The sequence below is a fragment of the Prosthecobacter sp. genome (assembly GCF_029946185.1).
Lineage (GTDB): Bacteria > Verrucomicrobiota > Verrucomicrobiia > Verrucomicrobiales > Verrucomicrobiaceae > Prosthecobacter.
The window spans coordinates 1-19,946 of the sequence record NZ_JAQSEA010000234.1; the positions used below are offsets into that span (position 1 = coordinate 1).

The window sequence follows — 19,946 nt, forward strand, 5'->3', positions numbered from 1 at the left end:
GAGATAGTCTTCTTCGAAGTTTTCGAACACATGGAGTTCGGAGATGAACAGGGTGTCGAGTTTCAGGGACGCGGCGTAGTCGATGAACTGTGCTGCTTTCCAGCCGGTGGCGCGCACAGCGAAGTGATCAAGGCCGAGGGCGAGTTTGGCACCGGTGGCGGCCTGGGAAAGGGATGCGGCGGCGGTGGCGGCGAGAGATTGCGCGAGGAAGGTACGGCGGTTCATGCGGCGCATGCTAGCGGAGGTGTTTATGCTGTCGATGGGGAATCGTGGAGGCAGAGGGAGTGGGGCAGTCCTCCGAGGTGCCGGACTGTCCTGCGGACTTGAAGCGGAGCGGCGGGATCGAGGACGATTTAAGGGAGCCCGGAGGTGCTAGCGGATGATCAATTTTACGGCACCCTGGCCCTGGCGATCGTCGGCGGAGGAGACGAGGATTTGGGCGAGGTGATGGCCGGTGCGCCAAGGGGCGCCGTTGATGGGCTTGACCTGGAGGAGGTAGGCACCGGTGCCGACGTTGCGGAAGGAGGTGATGTTGTTGCTGAAGGGGGCCTGCTGGCCGGGAACTTCAAAGTACTCCATGAGGGTGAAGTGATCTTTGGTCAGTTCGGTGACTGGCCAGCCGCCGCTGCTGACGAGCACGAGGATGTTGGCGGGATGTGAGTTGCCATTGGCTGCGGCTCCTGCTGAGGCTTGGGCGGCGATGGTCAGTGCGGTGACGCCACCTGATCCGGTCTTCATGACTGGTTTGGCGCTGGGTGCGGGGGAGGGGGCTGCGGCAGGTTTTGGAGCGGGTGCTTCAAAGACTGGCTTAAAGACGGGCGCGGGCTCAGCTTTTTTGACGGGGGCGGCAGGCGCTGGTTGGGTGACCGCCTTGGGTTTCACGGCCTGAGGCTTTTTCTTTGGCGCGGGTGCTTTTTTCACGGGTGCCGGCTTCTTTTTCACTACGGCTGGCTTTTTGGATGTCGCAGGCTTTTTAGCAGGTGCCTTCTTGGGAGCAGGTTTTTTGGCCATAGTGATTGCTGGGTCGGAATTGTTACAATTTGTGCGAGGCTAGCAATACTTCCGCCCTTCTGTCGAGATTCCTCTTGGAATGGAGAGGTAAATATTAAGATGTCGAAAAAAGTAAACACGGTTTGAAGGGTGTCTTGTTTCTCGATCTGGGTGGATCTGTGGTGGAAAAGTATGGCCTGTGTTGTAGAAGAGAGAGTTACTGCCCAACTCGATTTGAGGATATCTCTAAAACCTCTAGTTACTCGAATGAACAGTATTCTGATCATTCTATCAGAGAGTGAAAATTCTGAAAATAGGCGATTGCCAAGAATACAGTCTCTCGATTATAAGGATTAGTTAGATTTTTAGGTTTACGGCCTTTCTTGTCACGCTTCGAACATTCGACAGCTGTGTCATTCCGTTTCTTTGATGAACGCGCTCTCAGCCATAGGTTATCCTTTGTCGCGACTCTCTCCCCGGCCAGTCCGAGGGGATGGGTTGTCCGTGAGGAAATGGTTTGCTGGGATTTCCAGACTGATTGAATTTTCTCAAGTGGGAAGCTGGGCCTGGTTCGGTGCCACAGATGCCATGGACGATCTCATGCCTTGGGGGCGTGGCACTTTGGTGACACGACAGGGCGGAGGGGGCGGGGGGGATGCTCCGGAACCTACACCTCCCGAAGCTGCTATGCGAAATCTGCCCTTTTATCATGCGCCCGTCCTGCTGGCGGAAGTCGTTGCGTTGCTGGAGCCTGCTCCGGGTAAGCTTTTTTTCGACGGCACGCTAGGCGGTGGCGGGCATTCTGAGGCGCTGCTCCAGCATGGGGCACGGGTCGTGGCGATGGATCAGGATCAGAATGCGCTGAAACATGCCACGGAACGGCTGAAGCCATTTGCTGCGCAGTTTTGCGCCTTGCGCGGCAATTTTCGCAACTTCCCGCAAATCGTTGAAGAGACCGGGGTTTCCGGTTTCGACGGGATGCTGGTGGATATTGGGGTGTCGAGCCATCAGCTGGATGATGCGGCGCGTGGGTTCTCGTTCATGAGAGACGGGCCGCTGGATCTGCGCATGGACACGGAATCGTCACGCACTGCTGCGGATCTGGTAAACACAGAGGATGAGGCGGAGCTGATGCGCATCTTCTTTGAGTATGGTGAGGAGCCGAATGGCCGCCGGATTGCACGGGCGATTGTCAAAGCGCGTGCCACGCAGGTGATTAAGACGACGCTGCAGTTTGCAGAGATCGTTGCCACGGCATCGCCAAAGCGTGGGAAGCGCCACCCGGCCACTCTCGTGTTTCAGGCGCTGCGCATCGCGGTGAATGATGAACTGGCTGCGCTGCACGACTTTCTGGCCGCTGCGCCACGCTGGCTGAAGCCCGGGGGCAGGCTGGGTGTCATCTCCTTTCACTCGCTGGAAGACCGGATCGTCAAACAGACGCTGCAGCACCTGGCGGCGCCAACCATTGACCGTCCTGAGTGGCCGGAGGCGCGCAAAAACCCGGACTGCGTGCTGAAACTTATCACGCGCAAGCCCGTCCAGGCCACGGCGCAAGAGATCGCACTGAACCCTCGTGCGCGCAGCGCGGTGCTGCGCGTCGCCGAACGACTCCCCGTATGAAACCACGCCCGCGCAATCGCTACCGCAACAGCCTCGGCCTGCCCACGATCACGGCGATCTTGATCGTCGTGGCTTCGCTCGCGCTCGTGGGGCTCGGTATCGTGGTGAGCAAGAACCGGGTGCGTGCCATTGGGGAAGATCAGCGCAAGGTGGAAGCCGAAATGCGACTGCTGAATGCCGAGATTCTCGCCATGAACAACCGCATTGAAACGATGCTCACACGGGACCGTGTGCAGCCGCGCCTAACCAATGCGGGAACCCTGCTGCGTCCGATCACGAAGCACGGAATTCTTCTTCTCAAACCTCTGCCTGAGCAGCCGGCGAAAGCCGTTGCACCGGCTGCGGACCCCTCTGTCGCCCAAAACACGCCCAAGGCCCCGTGAGTCAGCCCCTGCCAAATCAAATTCAGCTCCGCCGGGATCGCCCGGTGTGCCGCCGCATGCTGCTGCTGCTGTTTGTGCTGCTGGCGGGTTTTTCCCTGGTGACGTGGCGTCTTGCGGTCGTTCAGATCAAGGAATCACCGCGTCTGGTGGAGCTCGCGGCGCGGAAATACCAGCGGCATATCGTGCTGCCTGCGCACCGGGGTGCGATCAAAGATCTGAGCGGTGAATACCTCGCGCATGATGAAGATGTGCGTGAGCTCTACACGGATCGGACGCATCTGCGTGAAGTGATCACGGTCAGGCACCGTCTGGCGGCCATTCGCGGCGTGAAGGCCGTCGATCTCCGTGCAGAGCTTGGGGATGCGGACACCCTGGCGGCCTACCATGACCATGTGGCCAAAGTGCTGTCGGGCATTCTCCCGCAGTCTGAAGAGGAAATCCGCAGCCAGATTGCCTCGGACAAACCGGAAATCGTTCTCGCGAAACTGGTGGATGTGGAGACCGCAAAGCATTGGAGCACGCTGTTCAAGGACAAGCACATTTTCGGCATCTACACGCGTCCTACGGTGGCACGCCGCTTCCCCGCGCAAGATCGCTTGTCACTGGTTCTGGGGGACACTGACAACGCCAACAAGGGGCGCTGGGGGGTCGAAAAACTCATGGATGCCCGACTCACGGGCGTTCCTGGCGAGCAGTTGATCGAGCGTGACAAGTCCGGCCACGAGCTTCCTTCCTATCGCAGTCAAGTCCTTGATCCGCTGCACGGTAGTGACGTACACCTGGCCATTGACATGCAGTTGCAGGATAACGTCGAAGCGATCTGCGAGCGGGCGTGGAAAGCCAACAAGGCGCGCCGGGTGGTCATCGTTGTGACTGAACCCTCCACGGGCACAGTGCTGGCCATGGCGGCGCGTCCGCATCGTGATCTGAGTAATCCCGATGTCAGCACATGGACCAATCACGTGATCGCCGAGCCGTATGAACCGGGCTCGATTTTTAAAGTCGTCACGCTCGCGGCGGGGCTGGACAATAAAAAGATCACCCCCGGTGAGAAAATTGACTGCGGCAACATGTATTACGAAGACCCAGTTCGTAAGGTGAAACTCAGTGATGACGAACCTTTGGGCATGCAAACTGTCAAGGGAGTGCTGGTTCATTCCAGCAACATTGGCATGTACAAAATCAGCAAACGTGTTGGACAGGACATGATGCTCGACTATGCCACAAGGTTTGGTTTTGGTTCTCCCACCGGAATCGGTCTTCTCGGCGAAAAAGCCGGCTACATGAACACCGGTAAATGGAGCAACACCACCTATTCACGCATGCCTATTGGATATGAAGTATCAGTCACCCCGCTGCAGATGTGCATGGCCTATGGAGCCATTGCCAACGGCGGCGTGCTCATGAAGCCGCGGCTCATCGACCGCATCGTCAAACCGAATGGCGACACCGAAGTCATGCCGCCGCAGCCGGTCTGGCAGGTGTGCAGCGTCAAGACGGCTGGTTTGTTGCGCGATTTCCTCGAAGGTGTCGTCCTGGAAGGCACGGGCAAGCGCGCGGCGCTGCCCGAGGTGCGGATCGGAGGCAAAACCGGCACCACGCGGCGCTACGATCCTGAAAAGAAACGCTACATCGACGGCTCCTACCTGACGTCCTTTATCGGCATGGCACCGATCGACAATCCCAAGCTCGTGTGCTTGGTGATGCTCGACGACCCGAAAGCCGAGAGCTCGGCGATGGTTCGCGGCGGTCGTGTTGCGGCACCCATTTTTGCCGAGGTCGTGCGGGAAACGCTCGATCATCTGGCCATTCGCAATGAACGCCCCATCAAGGTGGCGGCGAAAGGAGGCGTTCAATGATACTTCGCGACATTATTCCCCATCTCGACAAGCCGGCGGTTTCCGGCAGCCTCGACACTGACATCACCGGCCTGGCGTATGATTCACGCTTGATCGGCCCTGGCATTGCCTTCGTCGCCATTCGTGGCACGCATGCTGACGGTCATGACTTCATCGCCAAGGCGATCGAGCTTGGCGCAGCGGCGATCATTGCCGAAAAGGCTCCGGCGGAAGACTGCACGGTGCCGTGGGTGCATGTGCGGCACTCGCGCACTGCTCTTGCGCAGGCTGCTGCGACGCTGAACGGCTTCCCGGCCAAAGGACTCACCATTGCCGGCATCACCGGTACGAATGGCAAGACCACCACGGCGTTTCTGCTGCACCATCTGTTCAATTCCGCGCAGATGCGCAGCGGATTGCTGGGCACGGTATTTTACGAACTTGGCGACGGTGAGCAGATACCTGCCTCACACACCACGCCGGAATCACTCGAAATCCAGGGCCTGTTGGCTGGCATGCGCGGCAACGGCTGCCGTGCCTGCGTCATGGAAGTGTCCTCTCACGCGCTGGATCAGGACCGCATCTATGGGCTGCCGTTTGCGGCCGCCATTTTCACGAACCTCTCGCAGGACCATCTGGACTACCACGGTACGATGGAGAGGTACTTCGATGCCAAGGTGCACCTGTTTCAAGTCACTGCCGATTCATCGAAGCGCTCGGCCTTGATCATCAATGGTGACGACTCGTGGGGGCGCAAGCTGGCCCAGCGTTTTGAATACACTGGCCGCGTCGTGCGTTTCGGCTTCGGAGTGGGGTGTGAGTATCGCGCCATCAATGTCCGCTATGACATGAGCGGCACGACGTTTGAACTTGAAGCGAAAGGCCGCAGCTTCCTGGTGCGCCTTCCGCTTATTGGCGACTTCAACGTTTACAACGCGCTCGGTGCACTCGCTGCGGCTCAGGGCGTGGGATTGAACCTGCGTGAAGCCGTCAAGAGCCTGCAACACGCGCCGCAGGTGCCGGGACGCATGGAGCGGGTGTCTGAAAATTCGCGCTTCCATGTCTTCGTCGATTACGCGCATACGCCGGACGGTTTGGAAAATGCGCTGCGCACCGCACGAGCGCTGCGTCCGCGCCGCCTTATCACGGTGTTCGGCTGTGGAGGCGACCGGGACCGGACCAAGCGTGCGAAGATGGCGGCTGCGGCGGAAGCCGGCAGCGACATCTGCGTGCTCACCTCCGACAATCCGCGCACCGAAGATCCGCAGCAGATTTTGGACGACGCCAAGGCTGGCTTCGCCCGCCCGCAGAAGCACGCCATCATCATGGACCGCCGTGAGGCCATCCAGACAGCGATGCAGAATGCGTGGGACGGCGATCTGGTGCTCATTGCTGGCAAGGGGCACGAAGACTATCAGGACATTCAGGGTAAAAAGCATCCATTCGATGATCGCAAAATCGCCCGGTTCTTCCTTCACCAACTCAAAGCGGAGCGTGCTGCCGAGCGCGAAGAAAAAGATGCTGAGCGCGAAGCCATGCGTGGTGGGTTTGACCGACCTGACCGCCCTGCGCCACCTGATCGTCCTGACCGATTCAATCGATGACCCCCGTTTCCCTCCAGACCCTGTCCCAATTCGCCGCAGGCACACTGCGTGGCGATGGCTCGCGCCTGGTGACGAACGTGAACACCGACTCGCGCAAAATCACCTCCGGTGAGGTGTTCGTGGCTCTGGTGGGGGACAAATTTGACGCGCATGATTTCATCCCGCAGGTGGCTGCAGCGGGTGCGGCAGCCGTCGTGGTCAGCAGGATTGATCCGGCCTGGGGGCCGCTGCCATGTGCTGTGATTGAAACAGGCGACACCTTGCTGGCGCTGCAAAACATGGCGCGCGGTTATCGTGAGCATCATGCGCCGCTGATCATCGGCCTGACCGGCAGCAATGGGAAGACCTCCACCAAGGACCTCGCGGCGGTCATCATGGCGCGCAAATGCCAGACGCGTGCCACCGTGGGCAATCTGAACAATCACATCGGCCTGCCGCTGACGCTGCTTTCGCTGAGTGAAGGCGACCAGTGCTGCGTGACCGAGATGGGCATGAACCATCCGGGTGAAATCAAAGTGCTCACGGACATCGCCAAACCGGATGCTGGCATCATCACCAACATCGGCATGGCCCACATCGAATACATGGGTACGCAGGATGCGATTGCGTGGGAAAAAGGCACGCTGGCTGCGAATGTGCGTGCTGGCGGCGTGGTGGTGCTGAATGCCAATGACAAGTATAGCAAGGTCATCGCCCGTCACTGCCTGGGCAGTGTCTCGACGGCGGGTGTTGGCTGCGGCGATGTGGCGGCTTCTAATCTGCGCGCCGATGCGACGGGAACGACTTTCACGCTCGATTTTGGCGGCGAAAAAGTGGAAACCCGCCTGCCCATTCTCGGCGAGCACATGGTCGGCAATGCCGCGCTGGCGGCCTGCATGGGCTGGAGGCAGGGCATAGCGCCTGCTGAGATCGCGGATGCGCTGAATCAGGCGAAGCTTACGGGCGGCCGTGTGGAGCCGAAGGTCGTTGCGGGCATTCAGTTCATTGATGATTCCTACAACGCGAATCCAGACAGCATGATCGCAGGTTTGCGCACGCTGAGCACGCTGGGAACAGCCGGGAGCCGCCGTGTGGCGGTGCTGGGCCGCATGGGTGAGCTGGGGTCGATTGCGGAAACGGAACATCGCCGGGTGGGCGAGTTCGCCGGTTCGCTCAAGCTTGATGCTGTATTCAGCGTGGGCGGCAACGAGGCCGCATGGATCACCGAAGCCTCGAAGGCCGTGTCTTCTGAACATTTTCCCGATCACGCAACCTGTGCCGCACGTCTGCGGGAGTGGTTGCGGGAGGGAGACGTGGTGCTGCTCAAAGGCAGTCGCTCCGCACGCATGGAACAGGTTCTTACACATTTTTCCGCCTCATGATGTACTGGCTTTACGAACTCAGGGAATGGCTCACCGCTCATCACTGGATCAGCGATGACGCTGCTCTGTACAAGATCCTCAACCTCTTCAAGTACCACACGTTCCGTGCTGGTGGTGCCGCAGTCACAGCGTTTGTGCTCTCGCTGATGTATGGAAATAAGCTGATCTGCAAACTCGTTTCTTTGAAGCTTGGTCAGCCAGTGCGTACCGCCGAAGAGGTTGGAAAACTGTTCGAGCTGCAAGGCAAGAAGGCGGGAACACCGACCATGGGTGGCATCCTCATTTTGGGAGCAATTATCTTCTCCACACTTATGTGGGCCAAGTGGGACAACATCATGGTCTGGACGGTGCTTTTCACCACCATCGGCCTCGGTGCCCTGGGATTTTATGATGATTATCTGAAGATCAGCAAAAAGAATTCCAAAGGAGCGAGCGCCCGCACCAAGCTCGTCTGGCAGACCTCCGTGGCGTTGGTGGCCGGTCTGTTGTTCGCCTATGCCGTGCCTGCGGACAATGGCGTCACTCTGCGCGCGCTCTACATTCCCTTCGTGAAAGATGCTGTGATCTCGGACATGCAGTTCTTTGCTGTCGTGTTTTTCGCCTTCATCATTGTTGGCGCTTCGAATGCCGTGAATCTCACCGACGGGTTGGACGGCCTTGCCACCGGCTGCTCGATCACCACCTCGCTGGCTTATGCCGCGTTTGGCTACATCTGCGGCAACGCGAAGTATTCCGAATACCTTGGCGTTGCGCACCACAGTCTGGCCAACGAACTGCCCATCGTGGCGATGGCCATGGCTGGTGCCTGCCTCGGCTTCCTCTGGTTCAATGCGCATCCGGCGAAGATGTTCATGGGAGACACGGGTTCGCTGGCGCTGGGCGGCTGCATTGCAGCGCTGGCCATCGGCTGCAAACAGGAGATCGTGCTGGCCCTCGTCGGCGGTGTGTTTGTGATGGAGGCGATGAGTGTCATTCTGCAGGTCTGGAGCTTCAAGAAGCGCGGCAAGCGCATCTTCCGCATGGCTCCGATCCATCATCATTTCGAACTCGGCGGCTGGCACGAAAATCAGGTCATCGTGCGCTTCTGGGTGCTCTCGCTGCTCTTCGCCATGCTCGGTCTTGCCACGCTCAAGCTTCGTTAAAATCATGCGCTTCGCCTCACAACACTTCGCTATTCTCGGTGCTGGACGCAGCGGCCTCGGTGCCGCACGTCTGGCGCGCCTGCATGGCGCGGAGGTGACGATTTTTGATGAGGGCGACAAGGCAAAGCCAGTTGAGGATTTTAAATGTGTGCTCGGGCAGGCTGCGCGCGATTTCATCGTCAAGCCCGGTGAGTTTCAGCAGGTGATCATCAGCCCTGGGCTGGATGAACACTGGCCGTTGCCGAAAAAATTCACGGATGCGGATGTTCCGTTGGTGGGCGAGACCGAGTTCGCCTTCCATCTGACGGACATGCCGATGGCGGCGATCACTGGCACGAACGGCAAGAGCACCTGCACGGAGCTGATCGCAGCGCTGTTCAACGGCTGTGGCATGAAGTCACTGCCCTGCGGCAATCATGGAGTGTCCTTGAGTGAAGTTGTCGCAAGCGGCGTACGTTACGATGTGCTCGCGCTTGAGATCAGCAGTTTTCAGCTCGAAACCATTCGGGACTTCCGCACGAAGGCCACCCTGTGGCTCAACTTTGCGCCGGATCATCTCGACCGTTATCCGAACATGGAGGCGTACTTTGTCGCGAAGGCGCGGGTGTTTGAGAATGTCACAGCAGATGATGTGGCCATCGTGCGCGCAGGTGAGAGCGTGTCCTCCGGCGCAGCCCAGCGCTGGACCTTTTCCGCCTATGGCGAGGAGGCGGGCTACACCTACAACGCCGGCAGCTTTTATCATTTGGGCCAGGAGATCGGCAGCGCGAGCGGGTTGAAACTGCGTGGCAAACACAACATGGAAAACGTGCTGGCCGCGCTGATGACCGGACGTGTCTTTGGCCTGGAGTACTCCAGCATGCTGAAGGCGATGGAAAGCTATGAACCGCCACGGCACCGCTGCGAACTGGTGCGTACGCTGCATGACCGCGAATACATCAATGACTCCAAGGCGACCAACCTGCATGCGCTGGAAGCCTGCCTGCGTTCGCAGGAGCGCCCGATCGTGCTGATCGCCGGCGGCAAGGACAAGGAACTCGACTACACGCCGCTGCGTGCTGGCCTGAACGGTCAGGTGCGCGCGATGGTGCTGATCGGCGAGATCGCAGAGCAGCTGAGGCAAACCTTTGGCGATCTGCTGCCGTGCCAGTGCGCCAGCGACATGGCGGACGCGGTGCGTCTGGCCACTGAAGCCTCACAGGCGGGGGATGCGATCATCCTCAGCCCAGGCACCTCCTCGTTCGACATGTACACCGGCTATGCCCAGCGGGGTGATGTGTTTCGTGACGCCGTGAACTCACTCAATTGAATTTAAAGACCCCGAATCCCGACAATCCCTGACCCCACGGTCCTATGAAGATGAAACCCAAGCCCAAAGAAACCAAGCTGCTGCTCAACCTGATGGATGGTGAACGGCATCGCCACCGCGTGGCGCTCGTGACGGAAGAGGGTGAGTGGAACCAGCATGAGCCGAACTCCGGGATGGCGCGGATGTTTGTGGTCATGCTGCTGATCCATGTCGTCCTCATCGGCGGCATCATCATCTATGATTTCATGGGGGATGATACGAAGCCGCAGCAGACGGTGACCCAGGCGACGCGCGCGCTGAGCACTGGCAATGGACTGCCCATGGCCTCACCGGAAGTCGTCACCGCCCAGGCGCTGGCAGCGGCGAACACGGAACAGTTCGACAACTACGAGATGCGCTCTGGGGACTCGATCAAGTCCATCGCTGGTAAATTTGGCTCCACAGAAGCGGAGATCACGCGGCTGAACATGATCGACAAAGGTTTACAAATCGGACCTGGAACCATGCTGCGTGTGCCGAGACAAGCCGTGCCAAGCGCGATTCCGGTGAATCCGAAGACGCTCAAGCCGATGATGGTCACAGAAGATGTGACAAAGGCCGTTCTCGTGGTCAGAGACCAGCCACCGGCGACGAAAGTCCCCAGTGAGGCGGTGAAGCCATCCGAGGCACCTGCGAGTCTGTCCGCCGCCACGATGTCACCGATTTCGCTGCTGGCACCGAACGAAGCCCCGCCTGCCGCATCTTCCCTCGTGGCTGATGCTAACACATCGGCAATCGCATCCGCGCCGCCTGCCAGTGCTGCTGCCGCGCTGCCACCTCCGACAAAACCGAATGTCGTCTCGTTGTTGCAGGAAAACGCACCGAAGGTGGAAGCGAGCAAGCCGGAAGCCGTCAGGCCTCGAGATCGGGATGAGCCAAGGTTCGTTACCAAGGCGGAAGCCAAGCCGCTGGTGAAGCCGATTCCTGTGCCGCCGCCCTCGCAGATGCTGAAAAAGATCTCAGAAGCCCCGCCAGCGACGAAGAAGGCTGAGCCGACTAAGAAAGTGGTGGCAGACGCTCCGTCCAAAGCTGTGGCCAAGGCAGGGACGGCTCGCACCCATACGCTCAAATCGGGCGAGACGCTCTACCGCCTGGCCTCCAAGTATGGCGTCTCGGTGGCAGCCATTCAAAAAGCGAACAACATCAAGAATCCCAACGCCATGCGCGAAGGGATGAAACTGGCGATCCCGGCGAAGTAAATTCTCGTTTTCGGTTTCATGGCCAAATATTCCATCCTCCTGCTCATTCTTTCGGCGCTGTCATTGATCGCGCTGGGAATCACCATGCTGGCGAGCACGACGTTTCAAGTCGCGCATGAGGGCGGTGAGGATTACGTGACCCTGTGGCGGCAGTTGGGCTGGCTGGGGGCTGCGACCGTGTTGTGCGTGGTCATGGCTATGGTGGATTACAACGTTTGGATGCGCTGGCGCTGGCACATTTTGATCGCTGCCGCTGTGCTGCTGGCTCTGTGCTATGTCCCAATGATCGGTGTGAAAATCAACGGGTCGAGGCGCTGGATTGGCATGCAAGCCGTGGGCGTGGTTGGTTTTCGTGTGCAACCGTCGGAATTTGCGAAGATCGCGCTGATCATTGCTCTGGCTGGCTGGTTTGGGATACACCAGGAGCTGACGCGCACTTTTTGGCGTGGTTTTGTGCTGCCGGGCCTGATTCTGCTGGGCATCGTGGCCCTGATCGGCTGCGAATTTGACCTCGGCAGTGCCTTGCTGGCTTCGGCGGTGGGGCTCGGTGTGATGTTTGTGGCGGGCACCAAGATGCGCTATCTGGCGATCATTGTCGTCCTCTGCGGGGGCGGCCTCGCGGCGGGGATCAAGTTCCTGCCGAACCGGTTTGAGCGAATCATGGTCACGTTTGACCTCGAAAAGCACCGGGAAGACCTGGGTTTGCAGCAGTGGGTTTCAAAGCTGGCTTTTGGCTCCGGCGGGCTGGAAGGGCGTGGCTTGGGGGAGGGACGCATGAAGCTCTCCTACCTGCCCGAAGCCCATACGGATTTCATTTTTCCCATGGTCGGGGAGGAGCTGGGACTGCGCGGGACGGCGGCCGTGGTGCTGGCGTTTGCGGTGCTGGTGATGGCCGGAATGGTCGTTTCGTCCTATGCGCCGAACCGGTTTGGCAAGCTTTTGGGGGCTGGACTGACATTTTTGCTGGGCATGGAAGCGCTCTTGAACATGGGCGTGACCACTGCTTTGCTGCCCAACAAGGGGTTGCCGCTGCCTTTCGTAAGTTACGGAGGGTCCAGTCTCGTCGCCGCGATGGTCGCGGTCGGCATCCTGATCAACATTCACCGCCAAGGCGTTCATCTGACCTGGGATCAGCTCCCCGTGATCCGCAGAAAGCGCCGTTGGACTCCACAGCTTTAGCCTTTTTGAACCGTAGTGAAACAGAACAATTCGAAGTCCATCCACGTGCTTATCGCGTGTGGTGGCACCGGGGGGCATTTGTTCCCTGGCATTGCCGTAGGTGAGGTCCTGGCCTCACGCGGTCACAAGGTGACTTTGCTCATCAGCGAAAAGAAGATCGACACCCTGGCCGCTTCGGGGCATCCGGAATTGCGGTTCGAGAAGATGCCGTTTCTCGCCATGCCTAAACCGTGGTCGCCGAAGATGTTTGGCTTTCTCAAAGGCCTTTGGAAGGGCACCAAGGCCTGCCGGAAGATCATCCGCGATCACGAGGTGGATGTGGTGCTCGGCATGGGCGGATTTACGTCCTTTGCACCGTTGTACGCCGGGCGGAAAGAGGGCTGCCATACACTCATCCACGAAAGCAACGCCATTCCCGGCAAGGCGAACCGCCTCAACGCACGCTACAGCGACATCGTGCTGTGCGGTCTCGAAGCCTGCAAGGAGCACTTCCCCAAGCACGGAGATGTGCGTGTCGTCGGCACGCCGATCCGCAGCGGCATGCGCAAGCAGAACAGCGACGATCCGCATGCGTTCTTCAAATTGGACAAGGACAAGCGTACGTTGCTGGTCATGGGCGGCAGCCAGGGGGCACGCGGCGTGAACCGCGCCGTGGGCATGGCCCTCGAACAATTTGAAGCCATGGGCATTCAGGTGCTGCACATCGCCGGTCCGACCGACTACGAGGAGGTCAAGAATGTATATGCCAAAATTCCTCTGCTCAAGCAGCACGTGGCCGCCTTCTGCCACCGGATGGACCTAGCCTATCGTGTGTCGGATTTGGCAATCGCCCGCTCGGGAGCCTCATCAATGGCGGAACTGGCGTACTTTGGTGTGCCGAGTCTGCTGGTGCCATACCCTACTGCCGCTGATGATCATCAGACACGCAATGCGGAGATCTTTGACAAGGCTGGTGCGGCCAGACTGATGCGCGAGAGTGAGCTGAATGCGGATACGCTGGCTGATGCCGTGCGTGATATTTTAAATGACCCGCGCAAGGCCGGTGAGATGAAAAAGGCGGCGCAGAAGCTCGCGGTGAAGAATTCGGCGGAGAAGATCGCGGATCTGCTGGTGAAGACGGCGGCGGGGTGAGAGGGCTTCGGTATTGTTCTTGAGGTGCAAGTGCCTGCGTATTCGATGCGGAGGCTCATCCTGCCGCAGTCGCGCTCCATTCATTGAGCTTCTGCGTTAACAGTTCCTTGGAGGGCAGGTAGAGATTGTACTCTTTGGCGTGGATGTTCGTGCCTTTGGGCAGAGTGAGTTCGACAACGGTCTTTTTGGCGGACTTGCAGAGGAGGAGGCCGATGGTGGGGTTCTCGTCGGGGAGTTTCACCTCGCGGTCGTAGTAGTTCACGTACATCTGCATCTGGCCGAGGTCTTGATGCGTGAGCTTGTCGAGCTTGAGGTCGATGATGACGTAGCAGCGGAGGAGGCGATTGTAGAACACCAGATCGACGAAGTAGTGATCTTCATCGAAGGTGAAGCGTTTCTGGCGTGCCTCAAAGAGGAAGCCTTTGCCGAGTTCGAGGAGGAAGTGTTCGAGGCGGTCGATGATGGCCTGCTCCAGATCGTTCTCGGAGTAACTGTCCTTGTCATCGAGGCCGAGGAATTCGAGGACGAACGGCTCTTTCAGCAAGTCCTCAGGCCGGACGATGACCTGGCCTTCGCGGGCGAGCTTGCGGATGCCTTCTTTGTCGCGGCTGAGGGCGAGGCGCTCGTAGAGGCAGGACGCTTTCTGGCGTTTGAGTTCGGGGACGGACCAGCCGGAGTTGGTGGCTTCGATTTCGTAGAAGCTGCGTTCGGAGGGGTCTTTGACGGTGAGGAGGACTTGGTAATGGGTCCAACTCAGTGTGAAGGGCGATTTCCGAATAGGTTGCTCGGAAATTGCCAATGAATTGGACAAAAGCTGACCTTTTTGGAGCGCCTCTGATTTGCCAATAGGCTGTTGGCGAATTTTGATGGGTGACAATTTCCCAGAAGCTTTCTGGGGAATTCCTGTGTCGATCAATCGTCCAGCAGGCTGTTGGAGATTTCCGAATAGCCTATTCGGAAATTCGGCGACCCGGTCTTCAAACATGAGGTAGAAGCGCCGCATGTTCGACAAATTATCCTCGGAAAAGCCTCTTCCAAACTCCTCCGTCAGCCGGGCGGACAGCTCTTTGAGAAGCTTTGTGCCATAGGCGGCACGCTTGGTACCTTTTTGTTCGTGCTCGATGATGCGGCGGCCGATTTCGAAGTTGGTCATCACCTGGAAGGTGTCCACGATGGTGGAGACGCTGTGGCGGGCGCTTTGGATGAGCTGCCGGACTTCGGTGAGAAGGGTGGTGAGGCTGTCAGGCTTCGCTTGGGCCGGGGTGCTGGTTTTGCGAGTGGCGGACGGCTTTTTCATGAGGCGCAGGCGGAGGGCTGACGAGTATGCCGTTCATGATGGCATCTCCAGCCAGAGGCTACGGAGGCCGGGGATTTCCGTCCAGTGATGAATCAGAAGGTGGAGCACCTGACCAATTTTGCCAAATCCTGCGCCTTTGCAGTTCGGAGTGTGATCCTTGTTTGAAACACAGAGTGGAATCGTTATGTATTCGGCTCTCAAAACCCCAACCTGACCTTTTATGAATCTCACACGAACAGCTTACGGCACCTGGAGCGGCGGACGTTTCATGCACTATGGAGAACAACTTTCCGAAGAGCATTACAAGCAGCTCATGCGCGACTCGTTTGAAAAAGGCGTGCGCACGTTTGTGACGGCGGATGTGTATGGGGTGGGCCGTGCGGATTCCTTGCTGGGCGAGGCGCTGAAGGGGATTCCGCGGGAGGAGTATTGTCTCGTGGGGATTGTGGGTCACGATATTTATGATGGCATTCGGCAGGGGTCGAAAGGGTATCCGCGGTTCACGGACCCGGCGCTGCGTGGGCCTGAGAAGTATTATGATTACCTGAAGATGGCGACGGAGAAGAGCCTGGAGCGCTGCCAGACTTCGAAGTTTGACCTGCTGATGCTGCACAATCCGGACAGCATCAGCTACACGAGTGAAAAGGTGTGGGATGCGTTCACGGCGCTCAAAACGGAAGGCTTGACGGACCGCTTGGGCATCGCGCCCGGACCTGCGAACGGGTTCACGCTGGACATGATCGAGTGCTTTGAGCGCTTCGGCGACCGCATGGACTGGGCGATGATTATTTTGAATCCTTTGGAGCCCTGGCCGGGTCAGCATGTGCTGGGCGCTGCGGCGAAGAACAACGTCGATATTATGGCCCGCGTGGTCGATTACGGCGGTCTGTTCCACGACGACGTGAAGCCGGGGCACAAGTTCCGTGATGGGGACCACCGCACCCACCGCCCCGCCGGCTGGATTGAGCACGGCGTCGAGAAGCTTGAGAAGGTGCGGCCGTTTGCGGAGAAGCATGGGCTGTCGATGCTCCAGCTTGCCTGTTTGTGGACCTTGGGCAACACGGCGGTGAAGAGTGTGGTGCCGACGCTGATCCAGGAGCATGGCGAAGGTGCGCGCACGATTGAGAGCAAGCTGGAGGATCTGGCCGCGCTGCCTGAGCAATGCCTGTCTGCGGAGGAGATCGAAACGATTCGTCAGATTGGTGACAACACCGGATGCATGGCCCTCAAGGGAGCAAGCCTGCGCCACGAAGGGCAGGAGGCAAGGGCGGATGAATGGCCGCTTCGGCCGGATCTGCTCGATCTCGCGACGCGGTGGAGTTTGGGAACAAGCTGGTAGTACATTTGCATGTTGGCGGTTCCGCGACGAAAGAGTCACCACAATTCATGATTGAGGCAGACTTTATCATCGTCGGAACCGGAGCAGGAGGACTGGTCGCAGCACTGCATGCCTCGGAGCATGGCAAGGTGATCATGGTCACCAAGCGCGGCGTGCTGGACTCCAATTCGAACTGGGCGCAGGGCGGCATCGCCTGTGTGACGGCGGAGAACGACTCCATTGAAAAACACGTCAGCGACACCCTCATCGCCGGGGCTGGATTGTGCAAAGAGGCCGCCGTGCGCACGATCGTGAGCGAAGGGCCGGCGCGCATCGCCGATCTGGTGAAGTGGGGCGTGCATTTCGACCAGAAGGAGGCGGTGGACGGGCATCTGGAGTTTGATCTGACCCGTGAGGGTGGTCATACGGCCCGCCGTGTGCTGCATGCGGCGGATGCCACCGGGCGAGAGATCACCGAGAAGCTGCTGGCCGCCGTGCGTGCCAACCCGAACATCACGATCTACGAGAACCATTACGCCATTGATATTCTGACGACGGCCAAGCTGGGGCTGGTCTCGGAGGACCGGGTGCTGGGACTGTACGTGCTGGATGAAGCCAGCGGCGAAGTGCATACCTTCCGTTCGGATCGAGTGATCCTGGCCACGGGCGGCTGCGGGCGGGTGTATTTGTACACGACGAATCCGGGCGTTGCGACAGGTGACGGTGTGGCGATGGCCTGGCGTGCGGGGGCGACGATCTCGGACATGGAGTTCATTCAGTTCCACCCGACCTGTCTCTACCATCCGCAGAAACGTTCGTTCCTCATCAGCGAGGCGATGCGGGGTGAGGGGGCGCGTTTGATCGGAACGGATGGCGAGGAATTCATGATGCGATACGATCCGCGCGGCTCGCTGGCACCGCGTGACATTGTTGCGCGTGCGATTGACCATGAGATCAAGAAGACCGGGGGCCCTTGCGTGTATCTTGACATCAGTCATCGGACGCCGGAATTCATTGCGAGCCACTTTCCGAATATCCAGAAGGCGTGTCTGGATGTCGGCATCGACATTACCAAGGAGGCTATTCCGGTGGTGCCTGCCGCGCATTACCAATGCGGTGGAGTGCTGACGGACGTGAACGGGGCCACGAGCATCCGGGGGCTCTGCGCTGTGGGCGAGGTCGGCTGCACCGGGCTGCATGGGGCGAACCGTTTGGCGAGCAATTCGCTGCTGGAATGCTGTGTGACCGCGCAGCGTGCAGTGGCGCATTTGCTCAAAAAGATCCCGCAGGGAAAAGTCGCCGAGCAGAGCTACGAACTGCGTCCCTGGCAGACCAGCGGGGTCGTGGAAAATGACGAGCTCGTCGTCATCTACCACAACTGGGATGAAATCCGGCGTTTGATGTGGGATTACGTTTCCATCGTGCGCACCAACAAGCGTCTGCAGCGTGCTGCGGCGCGGCTGCGCAATCTGAAGCGCGAGGTGCAGGAGTTTTACTGGAGCAACCACGTGACCAGTGAGATCCTCGAACTGCGTAATCTCGTTGAAACGGCTTCACTCATTGTCGAATGCGCCATCCGTCGGCACGAAAGCCGCGGGCTGCACTACACGCTGGATTATCCGCAGACGGATGACACGCGCCTACCGCAGGATTCTACCTTGCGTAGATATTGAAATTATTGTGAGTGATTTTGGTTACGGGTTGAAGTTGGGGAACTCGGGCGATTTTGAACAGCGGAACCGCTGATCTGTCCAACGTATTGCGCTGTTGTTCCGTGGATTGAGATTGCTTTCCCCACAGGCGGCTGCGTCTTACGTGGTAAATACAGATTGCAGTTTGCCATGGTAACCTGCTACAATTCTGTCAATTCGGCCCTCATGTTCGTCAAACGCTCCATCAGTTCAATCGTCGTCGTCGCGTCTCTCGTGGCGGCAGTTTCGGTGTTTGGCCAAGGGGCGTCCTCGGTTTCGGCGACAGGTGCGGCTGCGGCATTGAAGAAGGGGGGCGCGGTCCAAAGCAAACATACCGCCCCTGCTCAGACCTCGGCTCCACGCAACATTTCAGCAACGCTGCCCACTTTCAGTTCGTCTTCGATGCCGCACTTGGGATATGCACGTTATCCATGGAAGCTGGACATCGTCGCCACGGTTTTCTGGGTGGGCGAGCAGCCGACGGAAAACAATCCCACGCCCAACGACAAAAGCTCCTGGGACACGCAGTGGATGCAGAACTTCGGCGGGTATGATGATCCCGACCCCACCAAGCGGAGTGACAATTTCACACCGGCAAGTTTCACGCCGAAGCAGAATCCGTTTTATGTGGCGCTGCCGTACAACGACTGCATCGATTACAACTCGCACAAGCCGGAGGCGTCCCGAGTGATCCCTTGGTTCAAGCAGCGGTTCGTGCGTTCTGGCAAAACGGTGCTGAAGGGGCAGTGGATCGCCATTCGCTACGGCAACCGCGTGTGCTATGCGCAGTGGGAGGACTGCGGCCCGTTTGTGACGGATGACCATGACTACGTTTTCGGCAACTCCCGCCCTAAGAACACGAGTAATCGCGGTGCGGGGATCGACATATCGCCGGGCGTGCGTGACTACCTGGGCATCTCCAGCAGTGGGCGCTGTGACTGGCGTTTTGTGGATGTGAGTGAAGTTCCCGCCGGCCCTTGGCGCACCTTGGGAAGCAACAATCATTTTGTCACGCAGCAGAAGGTTGAAAAGGCGCGGGAGCACACGGAAATTTCTTCCCGGCTTGATGAGTTGCGGCGCATGCGTGATGCTTACTTCCAGCAGAATGGCACGGGCGCGGCGAGGTGAGGTTTGGGGTGGAGTGATGGCATGAAAACGCCAAACGATGCGCGTGGTGCTACGGGCAGTTGAAAATAGATCGGTCTCCCAGCCGCAGAAAGCTCGCGCTAGGGATCGAATCCAAATACAAATGCCGCTCATTCAAGAGGAGCTATCGGCTTATTGGAGTACTATTTGAGTGCGGAGCCAATGCGCGGCGGAACTGGTCGCAGACGCTGCTGGTGAACTTGGGGTGTGGCGAAGGCGCTGGGTTTACTTTCCGGAGTTGATCTAGGGCTTCCAGGGTAGCCTCGCCAGGGCTCGGCAACCCTTCGCTATGATGCGTAACCCCTTTGGGGTTGATGTGATGTGGGCGTGTTCGAGGGCGGCCGCTTTGCCAAAGCGCCTATAGCGGTTCGCAAAACTCATTTCCCGAATGAAGAGTCTGAGGATGTTCGGTTTGCCGCGGAGCACCTGAACTCAAGGCTGTTAGATTGTGGGACGGAGGATAGCGGCGGGGCCATTCGGGAATGGGGGCGCTGGTTTTTGGCAAAGCAGAGTAGACCGGAGATTTGAACCACGGAATACACAGAATACACGGAAGGGGGATCTGATTTGAGGATGGTGGGAAAAGGGAACGCTGTTTTTTGGCAAAGGAATGATGGGCAACGGGAATGGCCGGAGAGTTGCAACGCAGAGGCTGGAACGCCGCAGAGATTTTCCTGAATCGGTTCAGAGCCAATCTGC

15 protein-coding genes and 1 pseudogene are annotated in these 19,946 nt (G+C 58.7%); 13 read left to right on the forward strand and 3 right to left on the reverse strand.

Going from position 1 to position 19,946, the window contains the following annotated elements:
- Together PSV43_RS19410 and PSV43_RS19415 are read right to left on the reverse strand one after the other, a co-directional pair.
- Positions 1 to 225 (reverse strand): annotated as a pseudogene (locus PSV43_RS19410) (sugar phosphate isomerase/epimerase); the annotation flags it as partial.
- Between the two features lie 147 nt (positions 226 to 372).
- The gene (locus PSV43_RS19415; protein ID WP_300201364.1) at positions 373 to 1,011 is read right to left on the reverse strand and encodes a hypothetical protein; all 639 of its coding nucleotides are present in this window, start codon (positions 1,009 to 1,011) and stop codon (positions 373 to 375) included.
- 666 nt (positions 1,012 to 1,677) lie between these two features.
- Here PSV43_RS19415 and rsmH point away from each other — a divergent pair.
- Genes rsmH through murG form a run of 10 tightly spaced genes read left to right on the forward strand, consistent with a single transcriptional unit; the run spans position 1,678 to position 13,795 of the window.
- Positions 1,678 to 2,610 carry a 16S rRNA (cytosine(1402)-N(4))-methyltransferase RsmH gene (gene rsmH, locus PSV43_RS19420; protein WP_300201367.1) on the forward strand — a complete coding sequence of 311 codons (933 nt, stop codon included), beginning with the start codon at positions 1,678 to 1,680 and terminating at the stop codon, positions 2,608 to 2,610.
- Positions 2,607 to 2,993: a hypothetical protein gene (locus PSV43_RS19425; RefSeq protein ID WP_300201370.1), complete on the forward strand. Its 387-nt coding sequence runs from the start codon at positions 2,607 to 2,609 to the stop codon at positions 2,991 to 2,993. Before rsmH ends, PSV43_RS19425 begins: the two co-directional genes overlap by 4 nt.
- Complete coding sequence (locus tag PSV43_RS19430) at positions 2,990 to 4,852, forward strand: penicillin-binding protein 2 (protein WP_300201372.1); 1,863 nt, start codon at positions 2,990 to 2,992, stop codon at positions 4,850 to 4,852. The genes PSV43_RS19425 and PSV43_RS19430 overlap by 4 nt, the downstream gene beginning before the upstream one ends.
- Positions 4,849 to 6,435 (forward strand): UDP-N-acetylmuramoyl-L-alanyl-D-glutamate--2,6-diaminopimelate ligase, encoded by a 1,587-nt coding sequence (locus PSV43_RS19435; protein ID WP_300201375.1) that lies wholly within the window; start codon positions 4,849 to 4,851, stop codon positions 6,433 to 6,435. The genes PSV43_RS19430 and PSV43_RS19435 overlap by 4 nt, the downstream gene beginning before the upstream one ends.
- Entirely contained in the window at positions 6,432 to 7,796 is a 1,365-nt protein-coding gene (murF, locus tag PSV43_RS19440) for a UDP-N-acetylmuramoyl-tripeptide--D-alanyl-D-alanine ligase (protein WP_300201378.1), read from the forward strand. Before PSV43_RS19435 ends, murF begins: the two co-directional genes overlap by 4 nt.
- Positions 7,793 to 8,938 carry a phospho-N-acetylmuramoyl-pentapeptide-transferase gene (mraY, locus tag PSV43_RS19445; RefSeq protein ID WP_300201381.1) on the forward strand — a complete coding sequence of 382 codons (1,146 nt, stop codon included), beginning with the start codon at positions 7,793 to 7,795 and terminating at the stop codon, positions 8,936 to 8,938. The genes murF and mraY overlap by 4 nt, the downstream gene beginning before the upstream one ends.
- Positions 8,939 to 8,942: 4 nt before the next feature.
- Positions 8,943 to 10,247 carry a UDP-N-acetylmuramoyl-L-alanine--D-glutamate ligase gene (gene murD / locus PSV43_RS19450; RefSeq protein WP_300201383.1) on the forward strand — a complete coding sequence of 435 codons (1,305 nt, stop codon included), beginning with the start codon at positions 8,943 to 8,945 and terminating at the stop codon, positions 10,245 to 10,247.
- A 50-nt stretch (positions 10,248 to 10,297) separates the two neighbouring features.
- Complete coding sequence (locus PSV43_RS19455; RefSeq protein ID WP_300201386.1) at positions 10,298 to 11,485, forward strand: LysM peptidoglycan-binding domain-containing protein; 1,188 nt, start codon at positions 10,298 to 10,300, stop codon at positions 11,483 to 11,485.
- Between the two features lie 18 nt (positions 11,486 to 11,503).
- Positions 11,504 to 12,664: an FtsW/RodA/SpoVE family cell cycle protein gene (locus tag PSV43_RS19460; RefSeq protein ID WP_300201389.1), complete on the forward strand. Its 1,161-nt coding sequence runs from the start codon at positions 11,504 to 11,506 to the stop codon at positions 12,662 to 12,664.
- 15 nt (positions 12,665 to 12,679) lie between these two features.
- A complete protein-coding gene (gene murG, locus PSV43_RS19465; protein ID WP_300201392.1) occupies positions 12,680 to 13,795 on the forward strand; it encodes an undecaprenyldiphospho-muramoylpentapeptide beta-N-acetylglucosaminyltransferase in 1,116 nt (371 codons plus the stop codon).
- 55 nt (positions 13,796 to 13,850) lie between these two features.
- Here murG and PSV43_RS19470 read toward each other — a convergent pair whose 3' ends face one another.
- Entirely contained in the window at positions 13,851 to 15,092 is a 1,242-nt protein-coding gene (locus tag PSV43_RS19470; protein WP_300201395.1) for a PDDEXK nuclease domain-containing protein, read from the reverse strand.
- Positions 15,093 to 15,312: 220 nt separating this feature from the next.
- Between PSV43_RS19470 and PSV43_RS19475 the strand changes: the two genes are divergently transcribed.
- The 3 genes from PSV43_RS19475 to PSV43_RS19485 all read left to right on the forward strand — a co-directional run bounded on the left by PSV43_RS19475 (position 15,313) and on the right by PSV43_RS19485 (position 19,229).
- Positions 15,313 to 16,431 (forward strand): aldo/keto reductase, encoded by a 1,119-nt coding sequence (locus tag PSV43_RS19475; RefSeq protein WP_300201397.1) that lies wholly within the window; start codon positions 15,313 to 15,315, stop codon positions 16,429 to 16,431.
- A 47-nt stretch (positions 16,432 to 16,478) separates the two neighbouring features.
- Positions 16,479 to 18,083, forward strand: a complete 1,605-nt coding sequence (gene nadB, locus PSV43_RS19480; protein WP_300201400.1) for an L-aspartate oxidase — start codon at positions 16,479 to 16,481, stop codon at positions 18,081 to 18,083.
- 204 nt (positions 18,084 to 18,287) lie between these two features.
- Positions 18,288 to 19,229, forward strand: coding sequence for a hypothetical protein (locus PSV43_RS19485; protein ID WP_300201403.1), 942 nt, complete (start codon positions 18,288 to 18,290; stop codon positions 19,227 to 19,229).
- Positions 19,230 to 19,946: the final 717 nt, after the last annotated feature.